The organism is Arthrobacter sp. P1_B11 (assembly GCF_056406715.1).
Genome location: NZ_JBFTZQ010000009.1, coordinates 92442 through 105315, shown reverse-complemented (window position 1 = coordinate 105315; position 12874 = coordinate 92442). Strand labels below are relative to the sequence as shown.

Here is a 12874-nt window from a genome sequence, read left to right as displayed (position 1 = left end):
GCTAAGACCCGCTTTCATCAAGTTTTTCAAAAATTTGGAAGCGCTCAACAACCCGCATCAGAGCTTCGTCGTTCCTGCCTTCTAGGACGTTTTCGTGCCACAGCGCATTCTTCTCGAACAAAGTGTTCGGTAGGTACTCCGACCTTATTGGCACCGTCAAACACTTCGTGTCCGCCAGTACTGCCATTGCCTTGAACCAGATATCGTCTGCGGTCGGACATAAATCAGCGGCAGTGATCCAGTCCTCGACAAGCGGCGACAGTGAACCGGCCGGATATAGAATTCCCCCGCGACCAGTGAGAAAGACGTCATGCCTCGGAACATCTAGAGTCGCCCGCTTCCACGTGGAATATGGTCGGATCGACTGATTCTGAATGCCAATGATCGTACCGCGAGTTCCGATAATCGCATCCGGAAAACGTAGATGTCCATCGTACAGCTGACGAAGCCAATCGCTTGGGTAAAGCACGTCATCATCGGCAGTGACGATTGTGTCCTCGGGATAGGCACTGAGAACGGGAAGAAGTTTCTTATAGGAGCGTTTGTTATCTCCAGTAAACAAGACCTCAACACTTTCGCCGGAGAAGCGGAGCAGCTTCAATAGACGCTTTGGTAAAGACGACATTCCGTCGGGAAACTCCAAGCTTGACAAGACGAGTACAACTTTCTGCGGCACAACATCTTGACGAAGCAATGACCGGACGGTCAGATCAACACGACCGATGCGCCCAGGGTAACTCGTGAGGGCAACGATCAATCGGCTCTCTGTTGCCCCTAAGCTCTTTCGATTTAGACCCGAGGGCACCACAAGAGCAAAATAAGCAATCGCATATCTAATCGCTTTGGCACACCGTTTAAGCAGGCGTTCAACTGCGAACATGATGATCCAGGACCAAAGTCCTCGCCTGACAATTCAAGACCGCATTAAAAAATAAGCACATGATGCGCCTCCTAGACGTAGTGCCGCTTTAAGAGTCGTCCGGCACCCCAAGCGACGCCATCCAACAGGAGCTCCCGCTTTGCACCATAGCGATATCCCGTGGACCCACTATAGCCAGCGATTATGGGCTGGGGCCGGAGCTGGCTCCATTCAACGCCAGCGAATACTGCACGTGCCGAAGCGAGGGCTGCAACGTGTTCGAGAAAGACACCTTCTGGCTCATTAACAGACTTTTCCAGTCCAGTGAAATATTCGCACCAGGTCAAAGAATCTGTAACGAAGAATCTTGTATCCAGCTGAGTGCGGTCAAACCTAATTCGAGCGCCGATGTGCCGTTCGGGGCGCGGCGCCTCCAACAATCTGCGAACGTTCCTTACAGTAAGACGCCCGGTTACCTTCGCCACTCGGTCGAATCTCTCGTTGCCCCGCAGGAAGGCATCCGCCACGGCATCGAACATCTTTGCTTCAGCATTTCCCTTGCCTTGCCGTTGCACATCATCCGACTCGCGATACGAAAGCGTATGTAGGTCGTGTCCCAAGTCAGAAGCGATGTTCTTCAGGTCATCAATCTCCGCACCGGAGTTTTCAACAACGGCAAGACTGAACGACTTAGGGGATAACTCCGATGCATAGTGCCGTAAGGCAGATCGGTAATCCGCGCGTCGGAGTTCTGGGTCAGCCCGTACAAGGAACGGAACTTGTCGTGGTTCAATGGCCGCAGTTAGAACGACGAGACATTTAGTCACCGGATTCAGTTCTCCCTCTGGTTGTCATGTTCGTGGCCGCGAATCCCATCAAAATCTAGATCACGTATTATTACTGAGCTCGTCGCGATCACCCACCTTTTCATACAAGGTCAGCCACGCATCAACGACGGATGACTCCGAGAAATTTGCAACTGCGAACTGATGGCCGTTGGCACCAAGACGCCGGCGCAGACTGGCGTCTTCGAGAAGTCTGGAATATCGCTCCCGAAACTCCTCGACAGTCGATGCAACAGATGCATGGACCTCCGGGACTACGGGGATTCCTTCGAAAGCTACCGGGGAACCCAATACCGCCACACCTGCCCACAGCCCTTGAATTGCGCGATTCTTGAGTCCAGTACCCACGCTGTCCGGAAGCACGAGCAGATCACACTCGGTGAGTGTGACGCGGTAGTCCTCCACCCAGGGAACCAGTTCATATTCGAGCCCTTGGAACGCGGACTCGATCAAGGGATCCTTTGCGACACGACCCAGCACCCGGTAAGTCGGTTTTGGCTCAAAAGTGCTGACTTGAGCCACGGAGCCCAAGAATGAACTCAGGGCAAGGCGCATGTATTCTTGCCGAAGGTCACAGAAAAACAGCACCTGCAATCTTCTTGGAGCGTTTTGAGCAACATCCGTCATCACCGAGTTATTGATCGGCACCTCGTCAAAGTCCCGGGGCAACATTACCGGAATCGAGTAGACGTTCGAATGTCGATGAACCTGTCGAAGGTACCTACGGTCGCTCGCTGAGACAACGTGCCACATACGGCCATTAGCCCGCAGGGAGGACTCAATCGCGAAGTGCGCCGCCGCGGCTGCCCATAGCCTTAGTTTTGCCGCAATGCTTTGTGTGTTGTAGGCCAACCGAACGTTCCGTCGAGAGCCTGGATCGACGAAGCTGTGTACCGCTTTTGCTGAAAGCATCTTGTCGGCGGCCACACAAGCCGTGATTCCTTCGAGGTGGACAGCGTCGTAGTCTCCGTTGTGCAGTTGCTGTAGAAAATCCGCCGAAGGTGAGGAGAGGCGAAACATCTTGCGTTGAACTTCCGACAACGCCTGACGCAACATGGTCGAGCTGCTCGCCACCGGGCGGGCCCGAAAATAGATGTTCTTCTCGGATCGAAGAGCTACCTCATCGAGCTTCTCCAAGTCTTTGATGAACCCAAAAAGATGCACTTCATGGCCGCGGCGCTGTAAAGCATCTATTAGTAATATCGTTTGCTGGTGAAGCCCTTCACGCGGTGGATACGTAAGATCTGAGACTACGTATGCAATCTTCACTTTGCGGCTTCCATTGCCTGGATTAGTCCGTCCGCCATTACCTCGGCACTGTACCTATCTCGGCAATCTGCCGCGATCTTAGCGCCAAGTTCCATCCAAGTCGTCTTATTCGAAGCAAATTGAAGAACCTTGCGCGCCAGATCCTCTGCATCGTCGGTGTCAAAGAACTCAGCATTGCATCCCACTTCTACGGCCTCTATCTCGGGAGAATGAGGTTCGTCACGGGAAACGATCATGGGAACACCAAAGCTGAGGCTCTGCGTGACAGACAAACCAACGTAGCCCGGGGAAACACTTGCTATCGCACGCGAATAGATAGACCGGAGCGTCTGATAATCACCAATATGGCCAAGCAACTCAATTTGGGTCTGGTGCTTCGATTTTTGAACTAGTTCGATAAGTGAACCCATTTCGGGTCCATCGCCCACTATTACTAGCCTAAGATCGGGCCTGATGGAATGTACCCGCTCGAAAGCCTCTAATAGAATCCGTGGCTTCTTTGAGGCAATGAGACGACCTACGAAGACAAATGAATCACGTTGTGCACAATCATCAAAGACGAAATCTCTTGCTGGATACAGAGCATTTGGTGCAGCATTGATGGTCTTCTTCGGGTGAATTTGCGATAGCTCTACTGCCTGGCTTCGCGTGTAGGTTACTAGTCCGGACGCTATTGAACGAAGCGTGCGGCGAAGCACTTCTGTCCCCGCACGCTTCCCAGCACGCGGGAATGCATGACCCCACAGAACCGTCGGTCGCTTGAGGGTGCGCCGCAGAAACACCAGAATCCAAACGTGAGGCATGCGCGGATTGAGATCGAGAAGGAGTACACGGCAGGAAAGGAGCTTCTTTAATGGCAGCCGCTGAACAAGAATGCGGTTAAATAAGAGTCTTGTGCCTACGACTTCATATCTAAGATCATCAGGACTGATCACACGAATGGCGGGGTCTTGGGCTGCGCCCGCATAAATGTTGAGTGAAGATCCAAAATGATCCTGGACTATCTTCATCGCTTCAAGGCGATAGGCGCCAAGTGACGCGAAGCTCATAACGTATTCAGGCATAGCTCTCTCTGACGTCAACTTTCATCGGTTGGATCTCCGATTTTGAAGCGAACGCCAGTTTTGATTGCTGGATTTCCAGACAAGATGGCATTCGCTTCGTGCGAGCCTTTGACTAGGCTCATAGGAGTGACCAATGAGGACTTACCAATGGAGGTCCCGCCTAATATCATGCATCGTGTCGTCACCCAGGTTCCGTCAGCGACCGTTATGGGCGACGTAACAAGGGCCATATTTTTTCGATGAGAATGACTACCGGTTGTGATGAAAGTCTCTTGTGAAATAACAACGTCATTCCCGATGACAACAAAATCTTGGTTGTGAATCCAGACGCCTTCCCCGATCCAAGACCTGTCCCCTATTTGCAGTTTCCACGGGAACTTCACTCGTGTCCGGGGCCGGAAGATCACTTGACGGCCAATCTGCGCTCCGAATACTCGCAGAACAGCAACTCGTAAGCGGGAACTTATCTGCAGCGGGTTTGTGACTATGAGGACCTCGACCATTGCCCAGAGGTACACAAAGAACCGCGGGCGCCCCCAAGTCGCACCCTCACCTGGCGCATTTGAAAGGTCTACAACAGGAACGCTGGACAGGTTGCCGCTCTCCGGAATGTTCATTTATCCCCCTGCTTACTGCCCAACCAGTCGTTACCGCTATTGTTGCACCTGTGAAACGGCATAACCTTCGCGTTACGATACTAGCCCTTAACTTTGCCCCTGAGACCACGGGCAACGCGCCCTATACGACGAGCCTCGCCCAAGGCCTTGCTTCTGCCGGCCATCAGGTGCGCGTCATCACAGGCTACCCTCATTATCCGGCGTGGCGGATATCTGAGGGCTATACCGGCCTTTCTATGACTGAGGAGAAGGGAGGCGTGCAACTGGTTCGCCTTCGTCACTTCGTACCGTCCAAGCCAAACACTCTGAGCCGGATGTGTATGGAGCTCAGCTTCGGAGTCAGACTCTTGTTTGCCCGTTGGAACAGGCCAGACGTTGTACTGCTAGTCAGCCCGGCGCTCTTCTCAAGTGCCTTCGGCCTCGTTCGCGCTCGTCTTCAGCGGGATAAGCCCGCCACTTGCGTCTGGGTCCAGGATCTCTACGGCCGTGGAGTTGTCGAAACTGGCAGCGGTGGTGACACTCTGGGGCGGATAATGACGGCAATAGAGTCCGCAATTTTGGGCTCATCGGACGGCGTGGTTGCGATACACGACCGGTTCCAGCGCTACATGGTGGAAACTCTCGGTTTACTCCCGACGCAGGTGCGAGTCATTCGAAACTGGACTCATTTGCCCTCGTCTCCGTCAGTAGGATGTCGCGAGCTCCGTGCGAGGTTGGGCTGGACCGCCGAGGACGTGGTCGTTTTGCATGCCGGCAACATGGGAAAGAAGCAGGGGCTCGAAAACGTCATAGCCGCTGCTCGACTGGCTCAAGAGACAAACAGCTCGGTGCGGTTTGTTCTCTTGGGCGATGGAAATCAAAAAAAGAAATTGATGTCCATGTCGGAGGGCCTCGATCGCATCGATTTTATTGCACCCCTACCTGGACACGATTTCATGGTCGCCCTCGCGGCCGCCGATGCTTTGCTTGTGAACGAACTCCCCGGGGTGAAGGACATGGCAGTCCCCAGCAAACTAACCTCCTACTTTAACGCTGGCGTTCCGGTGATCGCCGCGACCGATCCGGACAGTGTTACTGCTAACGAAGTGGCCATATCAGGAGGCGGCGTCCGAGTCGACGCGGCGGACCCGGCAGCCCTACTGAAAATTGCGGAAGAACTTGGACGGGACAAGGTAAGGGCCAAAGCCCTTGGAGACAACGGTCTCCGTTTCAGGCATGAAACATTGTCAGAGGGAACTGCCATCGGCCACTATGATAATTTCATCACGAGTCTGGCATCGTCGCGCGGCCGCTAAGCTGCGCGACTCTTCTTTTGCTTCTGGGGGCACAATGACAAAGCGCGCACTAATAACGGGGATCACGGGCCAGGATGGTTCGTACCTCGCGGAACTCTTGCTCAGCAAGGGCTACGAAGTTCACGGTCTGATCCGCCGTGCTTCTACGTTCAACACAGCTCGCGTCGACCACCTCTATGTAGATCCTCACGACCCGAAGGCCAAGCTCTTCCTTCACTATGGCGACTTGAGCGACGGGGCACGACTCGTCACACTCCTAGCTGAAATAAAGCCAGATGAAGTGTACAACTTGGCCGCCCAGTCACATGTCCGGGTCTCCTTCGACGAACCTGAGCACACTGCCGATACCACGGGCGTCGGCACAATTCGTCTTCTTGAGGCCGTACGCATGTCGGGCATCGACACTAAGTTCTACCAAGCCTCTTCTTCGGAGATGTTCGGCGCCACGCCACCTCCCCAGAACGAAGACACCCCGTTCTATCCGCGGTCGCCCTACGGCGCTGCGAAGGTTTACAGCTACTGGATCACCAAGAATTACCGCGAGGCCTACGGGATGTTTGCAGTAAACGGGATCCTCTTCAACCACGAATCCCCCCGCCGGGGTGAAACCTTTGTGACTCGCAAGATCACACGCGCAGTTGCCGCCATAAAGGCTGGCAAGCAAGATCTGCTGTACATGGGCAACCTGGATGCGATACGCGACTGGGGCTACGCAGCGGAATACGTGGAAGGCATGTGGCGGATGCTCCAGGCAGACGAGCCCGACGACTTTGTCTTGGCGACCGGCGGAAATTACACGGTCCGCGATTTTCTCCAGATCTCCTTCGAACACGCTGGGTTGAACTGGGAAGACCATGTTCGCTTCGACGAGCGCTACCTCCGCCCCACTGAAGTTGATGCCCTAGTTGGAGATGCCTCGAAAGCGCAGGAAAAACTGGGCTGGAAAGCATCGGTTCACACTCCCGAACTCGCGCGCATCATGGTGGACGCTGACATTGAAGCTCTGAAGCACGCCGGCAACCACTGGATCGATACTGTTCATCTTGACAGCTGGAAGAACTGATGACGGTGGACGTCGACTTCGCGCCTGCAGCACTCGACCGCTCGGCGACTTTCTATGTCGCCGGACACCGAGGCTTGGTTGGCTCGGCGATTTGGCGAAACCTCCAGAGCGCGGGCTTTACAAACCTCGTCGGCCGTACCTCTTCGGAATTGGATCTGAAGAACCGGGAAGACGTTTTTACCTTCTTCGCGGAGAACAAGCCTCGCTACGTTGTCCTCGCTGCCGCGAAAGTGGGCGGCATCCTTGCCAACAACACGTACCCCGTAGATTTCCTTAGCGACAACCTTCGGATCCAGGTGAACGTACTTGACGCCGCCCGAAAATACGGCATCGAACGGCTGCTTTTCCTCGGCTCATCGTGCATTTATCCCAAATTTGCTGAGCAACCGATCCGGGAAGAATCTTTACTCACGGGGCATCTCGAACCCACTAATGACGCCTATGCGATAGCCAAAATAGCGGGAATCATGCAGATCCAGGCGATCCGCAGGCAATATGCACTTCCCTGGATTTCTGCAATGCCAACTAACCTTTATGGCCCGGGGGACAACTTCTCCGCCGATGGATCACACGTTCTTCCTGCCCTAATCCGGCGTTACGACGAAGCGGCCAAGTCGGAAGTCGCAACTGTAACAAACTGGGGAACAGGCTCACCGCGGCGAGAGTTCCTTCATGTTGATGACATGGCCGCCGCCTGCCTCCATCTTTTGGAGAACTATGATGGCCCCTCGCAGGTCAACGTGGGGACCGGGACCGACGTCACTATCAAGGAACTCGCATCCCTGGTCGCGGAAGCCGTCGGATATCAGGGCAACATCGAATGGGACACCTCCAAGCCTGACGGGACGCCGCGCAAGTTGCTCGACGTATCTAAACTCGCAGTGTCTGGCTGGTCAGCTTCAATCGGACTCCAAGAAGGAATTCGCACAACGGTCGATTGGTATCGGGAAAACCTCGCATCCCTGCGGGTTTAGTCGACGCTTGTCCATCACGCCGATGCCTCGGCGAATTGCTTTGAATGGGGGAAGTTTGATGTCTGCGGGCGCTGATTGGCGTAGACGGTCTTCCCGTCTCCTAGGTGTCGTCGATGCATTCGTAGTCATCTGGGCTGTGGTCGGAGCCTTCATTATCCGGTTCGGTATTGAACCGGATTTTGTGGTCGCCGGCCAAGAGTTCACCTACGCGTGGCTTTCCGTTGCCCTTGCCTTGGTCTGGTGGCTGATGCTCGGTGCTTGGAATAGCCGGCAAAGCCGCGTTCTCGGCGCTGGACCAGACGAGTATAAGCGCGTCGCGGCGGCTTCGCTCTGGTTATTTGGGCTGGTCGCCATTGTCTCCTACGTCCTCCGCGTCGACACCGCGCGGGGATACGTCGGCGTTGCTCTTCCGGCAGGACTGTTCGGCCTGCTTATGGGGCGCTGGCTGATCAGGCAGCACCTCAACATTAACCGGCAGCGTGGTGAAAGCATGTCTCGGCTGCTGCTACTCGGGGGACCGAGCGCTGTGGCGCATCTGGCGGCTTCCCTGGTCAGGGCCAAGCACGCCGGGTATCTCCCCATTGCTGCCTACATGCCCGGGACCAGCGAGGGACAGGCCTTCGAGCCAGAGTCTGGACTACCAGTATTGGGCCACAGGCCCGAAGCACGATCGATAATTGAGGCCATCGAGGCCTGTGGTGCGGACGCGGTTGCTGTCTCTGCAGGCGTTCAACTGCACCCGCAGACCCTGCGACATTTGGGATGGGAGTTGGCATCGCGCAACGTGGGACTAATCATGGCGCCGGCACTCACCGACATCGCAGGCCCACGGATCCATACTCAACAGGTCGCCGGCTTGCCTCTCATACATGTGACAACGCCAACGCTCGAAGGTGGGCAGCGCGTCGCTAAGCGCTTGTTCGACGTCGTAGTCTCGGGCGCTTTGATATTGTTGGCCGCGCCCATTATGGTAATCGTCGCCATTTTGGTCAAATCGGAGAGCCATGGGCCGGTGCTTTTCAAGCAAGTGCGCGTGGGAATTGAGGGAACGCATTTCAACATGCTCAAATTCCGCTCAATGGTGGCCAACGCAGAAGATCAGTTGGCCGCATTGTCAGATCGCAATGAGGGCAACGGCGTCCTATTCAAAATCAAGAACGACCCCAGAATTACCCGTGTGGGTCGCATCCTCCGCAAGTACAGCCTTGACGAACTCCCGCAGCTATTCAACATACTTGCTGGCTCAATGAGCCTTGTTGGACCGCGACCACCCTTGCCGATTGAAGTCGAAGCCTACGAGCAGGACGTACGCCGCAGACTGCTGGTGAAGCCTGGCCTGACCGGGCTTTGGCAGGTCAGCGGGCGGTCGAACCTTTCATGGCAGGACTCTGTGCGCCTTGATCTTTACTACGTGGAGAACTGGTCATTGGCCGGCGATCTGATCATCATCTTGCGGACCGTCCGCGCTGTATTTCACAGCACAGGCGCCTTTTAGCACGTCCCTCGCGGACGACCGCCCTCTTGGGGAAGGAAACATGAATATGCGCATTTCAGTAATTGGTTGCGGGTACCTGGGTGCCGTACATGCTGCCTGCATGGCGAAGCTCGGACACGAAGTTGTAGGCATCGACGTAGACGAGCGAAAGATCCTCGAGCTCTCGGCAGCCCGGGCGCCCTTTTATGAACCAGGGCTGGACGAGCTTCTTCGAGAAGTCCAGGAGACCGGCCGACTATCCTTTACAACCGATATGTCGGCCGCGGCTGGCAGTGAGGTTCACTTCATCTGCGTGGGCACCCCGCAGAAGAAGGGGGAAAACGGCGCCGACATGACTTACGTTGATGCCGCAACCTCTGCGCTATTGCCTCACTTGGCCCCCGGCAACGTGGTCGTCGGAAAATCAACGGTTCCTGTAGGCACAGCTGCTCGTCTGGCTGAGCTGGTGCAGGACCGGGAACCTACTTCACACCTCGTGTGGAATCCAGAATTTCTCCGTGAAGGCCATGCCGTCGCGGATACCCTTCATCCTGACCGATTCGTCTATGGCGTTCCAGGTGGTTCCGAGGATCATCCCGCGGTCGGCGTCCTTGATGACGTGTACGCGTCGCCTTTGGAAGCAGGTACCCCGCGACTCGTCACTGACCACCCCACCGCTGAACTCGTCAAGGCTGCCGCAAACTCCTTTCTGGCCACAAAGATCTCATTCATTAATGCCATGGCCGAAGTCTGCGAAGCTTCCGGAGCAGATGTCACGAGCCTCGCGGACGCTATCGGTATGGATGACCGAATCGGAAGAAAGTTCCTCAACGCAGGAATCGGATTTGGCGGCGGATGCCTTCCCAAGGACATCCGAGCGTTCATGGCCCGCGCCGGAGAACTCGGTGCAGATCAAGCATTGACCTTTCTGCGCGAAGTCGATGCCATCAACATGCGTCGTAGAACGCGAGTCGTAGAACTGACACGCGAGCTCTTTGACGGCACACTACTTGGCCAGCGGATCACGGTCCTTGGCGCTGCCTTCAAACCTGAAAGTGACGACGTCCGGGATTCACCGGCACTCAGCATCGCTGCCCAGCTCCAACTGCAGGGAGCCGTGGTGACGGTGACCGATCCGAAAGCACTTCACAATGCTGCAAAGCGATTCCCAGAGCTGCAATTCGAACCAGAGATGTCTGCCGCGATTTCAAAGGCTCACGCCTTGCTCCTTCTGACCGAATGGGAGCAATACCGAAACCTGGATCCGTATGCGCTACTGAACCAAGTGAGTTCGCCCCGTATTCTCGACGGTCGAAATGTCTTGGACCCCGGAAAATGGCGGGCGGCCGGCTGGACCTACCGTGGACTAGGGCGGGCGTAGAGGTGTCAGGTTCGCAGGTCGCAGGATCCGGTGCAAGCGACAGCGGCCTCAACGCCAAGCCGCCAAAGCCGCGCCGCCGTCGGCTTCTGCTAGCGGCCATGTGGCTGTCCCTGGCGGCGGTCTTGGCATTAGGGAGCGCTGCATGGCTTGGATTCAAGGCCACCACCATCAGTACTGAGCTGAGTGCGGCTAACCAACTTGTTCCGCAGCTCCGGGACGACGTATTTCGTGACGACTCAACCGCAGCAGTAACTACCGTTACAGATCTTAAGGAGCATACTTCAAGAGCACGCGAGGCGGCCGCCGACCCACTCTGGACTATGGCTGGGGCAATGCCTTGGTTCGGAGCCAACTTTCAAGCCACCAGCGAGGTCGCGACATCGGCTGACGACGTCGCCCAATTAGGTGCCGCACCGTTAGTGAGCATCTTCAAGTCGCTCGACTGGAAGTCGCTGTTGCCAAACGGGCAGGGACTGGATCTAAAGCCGCTAGCCGCTGCACAACCCAAGCTTGCTTCTGCGGCTCAAGCGGTGCGTCAATCCTCAGATCGGCTGAATGGTATCGACGCCGACGCATTGTTGCCACAGATTTCAGCCCCACTTATCCAGGCCCGCGAACAACTCAGTGGGTTACGCGACGGTCTCGACTCCGCCGCCGACGCGTCCAATGTGCTGCCGGCGATGATGGGCGAGCAGTCCTCGCGGCGCTACCTCTTGCTCATCCAGAACAACGCCGAGGCACGCGCTACGGGCGGCATTCCTGGTGCCCTGGCTGTTCTAAACGTTGCCAAAGGAAAGCTCTCACTGGATTCGCAAACCAGCGCAAGCGCCATGGGGGCCTTTGATCCAGTGGTGAGCGTGGATCCTGAGCAGAGTCATATCTATTCCGCGCGCCTCGGCAAATTCATGCAGGACGTCAATCTCACTCCTGACTTCCCGTCCGCGGCCGAGACCGCACAAGCTATGTGGAAAACAGAAAAAGGGGAGCAACTAGACGGTGTTCTTTCAATAGACCCCGTTGCCCTCGCATACGTACTTGACGCCACAGGCCCCGTCCACATCAGTGATCCGCTAACGCGGGAGGTCGCACGTGACGCTCTGCCCACGGAGCTCACGGCAAAGAATGTGGTTCCTACATTGCTTTCAGATGTCTACTCGAAAATCCCCGAGCCTAATATGCAGGATGTGTACTTCGCCGGTGTCGCCGAGGAAATCTTCACAAAGCTCTCAGCCGGAAGTGGCGATACCAAGAAGCTCATCGACGGACTAGCTCGTGGCGCGTCCGAACGCAGAATCCTCCTTTGGTCCTCCAAGGCCGATGAGGAATCTGTAATCTCTCAATACCCGTTGGGCGGCTCAATCACTGGCGCCAGCATTTCCCCGGCGCAGTTCGGGGTCTACTTCAACGACGGTACGGGAGCCAAAATGGATTATCACGTGAAGAGGACTGTGCAACTCATCAAGGAGTGCCCGGCTGACGGCTACTCCCAAGTGAAGGTGCGTGTTACCAGCACCAACACCGCCTCGAAGGACGCTGCCACCTCCCTGCCTAAATACGTGACTGGTGGAGGCGCGTTCGGCGTTCCAGCGGGAAGTGTCCAGACGAACGTCATCGCCTACGGGCCCATCCAGTCCAATGTGGAAAGCGCAGTTGTTGACGGCAGGAAGGCCGGTTTTTCGTCTCAGCAGCACAGCGGTCGCCCAGTTGGCTCAACGACAGTCGCCCTCGCACCCGGGCAAAGCAGCACAGTCGAGTTTACGTTCGGCAAAATTGTGCAGCATACTGAGCCTAAACTAGCCGTGACGCCCACGGTTCAGCCGCTGAAGGACGTCCTTTTGGACACGGTCTCAGAAAACTGCGTTCCGGCTGCGTAGCCATCCCATTAACAGTATGTAAAGTGTTTGGATTCACTTTGGAGGCACCCCCATCGGGATGGTAACCTCTCTTTGGGCAAGACAACGAGATTCACCCCACGGTCACATGGGGATGGGGAATCTCCACAATAATGTGACATCCGTGTTAAAAGGTCTCAG

Annotated in this window: 10 protein-coding genes; 7 read left to right on the top strand and 3 right to left on the bottom strand. The window is 55.9% G+C overall.

Going from position 1 to position 12874, the window contains the following annotated elements; translation table 11 throughout:
* Position 1: 1 nt before the first annotated feature.
* Complete coding sequence (locus AC1D14_RS09755) at positions 2-880, bottom strand: hypothetical protein (RefSeq protein WP_476968379.1); 879 nt, start codon at positions 878-880, stop codon at positions 2-4.
* Between the two features lie 254 nt (positions 881-1134).
* Here AC1D14_RS09755 and AC1D14_RS09750 point away from each other — a divergent pair, with 254 nt between their 5' ends.
* Entirely contained in the window at positions 1135-1467 is a 333-nt protein-coding gene (locus tag AC1D14_RS09750; RefSeq protein ID WP_476968378.1) for a hypothetical protein, read from the top strand.
* Between the two features lie 279 nt (positions 1468-1746).
* On the opposite strand, the gene AC1D14_RS09745 is transcribed toward AC1D14_RS09750, so the two are convergent.
* Together AC1D14_RS09745 and AC1D14_RS09740 are read right to left on the bottom strand one after the other, a co-directional pair.
* The gene (locus AC1D14_RS09745) at positions 1747-2973 is read right to left on the bottom strand and encodes a glycosyltransferase family 4 protein (RefSeq protein WP_476968377.1); all 1227 of its coding nucleotides are present in this window, start codon (positions 2971-2973) and stop codon (positions 1747-1749) included.
* A complete protein-coding gene (locus AC1D14_RS09740; RefSeq protein WP_476968376.1) occupies positions 2970-4037 on the bottom strand; it encodes a glycosyltransferase family 4 protein in 1068 nt (355 codons plus the stop codon). Before AC1D14_RS09740 ends, AC1D14_RS09745 begins: the two co-directional genes overlap by 4 nt.
* Before the next feature lie 667 nt (positions 4038-4704).
* Between AC1D14_RS09740 and AC1D14_RS09735 the strand changes: the two genes are divergently transcribed.
* The 6 genes from AC1D14_RS09735 (at position 4705) to AC1D14_RS09710 (ending at position 12715) form a co-directional block, all read left to right on the top strand.
* Positions 4705-5949: a glycosyltransferase family 4 protein gene (locus tag AC1D14_RS09735; RefSeq protein WP_476968375.1), complete on the top strand. Its 1245-nt coding sequence runs from the start codon at positions 4705-4707 to the stop codon at positions 5947-5949.
* Positions 5950-5983: 34 nt separating this feature from the next.
* Positions 5984-7012 carry a GDP-mannose 4,6-dehydratase gene (gene gmd / locus AC1D14_RS09730; protein WP_476968374.1) on the top strand — a complete coding sequence of 343 codons (1029 nt, stop codon included), beginning with the start codon at positions 5984-5986 and terminating at the stop codon, positions 7010-7012.
* Positions 7012-7986 (top strand): GDP-L-fucose synthase family protein, encoded by a 975-nt coding sequence (locus tag AC1D14_RS09725; RefSeq protein WP_476968373.1) that lies wholly within the window; start codon positions 7012-7014, stop codon positions 7984-7986. Before gmd ends, AC1D14_RS09725 begins: the two co-directional genes overlap by 1 nt.
* A gap of 58 nt (positions 7987-8044) precedes the next feature.
* Positions 8045-9481, top strand: a complete 1437-nt coding sequence (locus AC1D14_RS09720; protein ID WP_476968372.1) for a sugar transferase — start codon at positions 8045-8047, stop codon at positions 9479-9481.
* A gap of 46 nt (positions 9482-9527) precedes the next feature.
* Positions 9528-10841, top strand: a complete 1314-nt coding sequence (locus tag AC1D14_RS09715) for a UDP-glucose dehydrogenase family protein (RefSeq protein ID WP_476968371.1) — start codon at positions 9528-9530, stop codon at positions 10839-10841.
* A gap of 332 nt (positions 10842-11173) precedes the next feature.
* Positions 11174-12715, top strand: a complete 1542-nt coding sequence (locus tag AC1D14_RS09710) for a DUF4012 domain-containing protein (protein ID WP_476968370.1) — start codon at positions 11174-11176, stop codon at positions 12713-12715.
* Positions 12716-12874 lie beyond the last annotated feature (159 nt).

Excerpts from the sequence above, each read along its gene's own strand:
- AC1D14_RS09740 (WP_476968376.1), bottom strand. The coding sequence starts at position 4,037 with ATGCCTGAATACGTTATGAGCTTCGCGTCACTTGGCGCCTATCGCCTT.
- gmd (WP_476968374.1), top strand. The coding sequence starts at position 5,984 with ATGACAAAGCGCGCACTAATAACGGGGATCACGGGCCAGGATGGTTCG.
- AC1D14_RS09755 (WP_476968379.1), bottom strand. The coding sequence starts at position 880 with ATGTTCGCAGTTGAACGCCTGCTTAAACGGTGTGCCAAAGCGATTAGA.
- AC1D14_RS09715 (WP_476968371.1), top strand. The coding sequence starts at position 9,528 with ATGCGCATTTCAGTAATTGGTTGCGGGTACCTGGGTGCCGTACATGCT.
- AC1D14_RS09710 (WP_476968370.1), top strand. The coding sequence starts at position 11,174 with ATGCCTTGGTTCGGAGCCAACTTTCAAGCCACCAGCGAGGTCGCGACA.
- AC1D14_RS09720 (WP_476968372.1), top strand. The coding sequence starts at position 8,045 with ATGTCTGCGGGCGCTGATTGGCGTAGACGGTCTTCCCGTCTCCTAGGT.
- AC1D14_RS09725 (WP_476968373.1), top strand. The coding sequence starts at position 7,012 with ATGACGGTGGACGTCGACTTCGCGCCTGCAGCACTCGACCGCTCGGCG.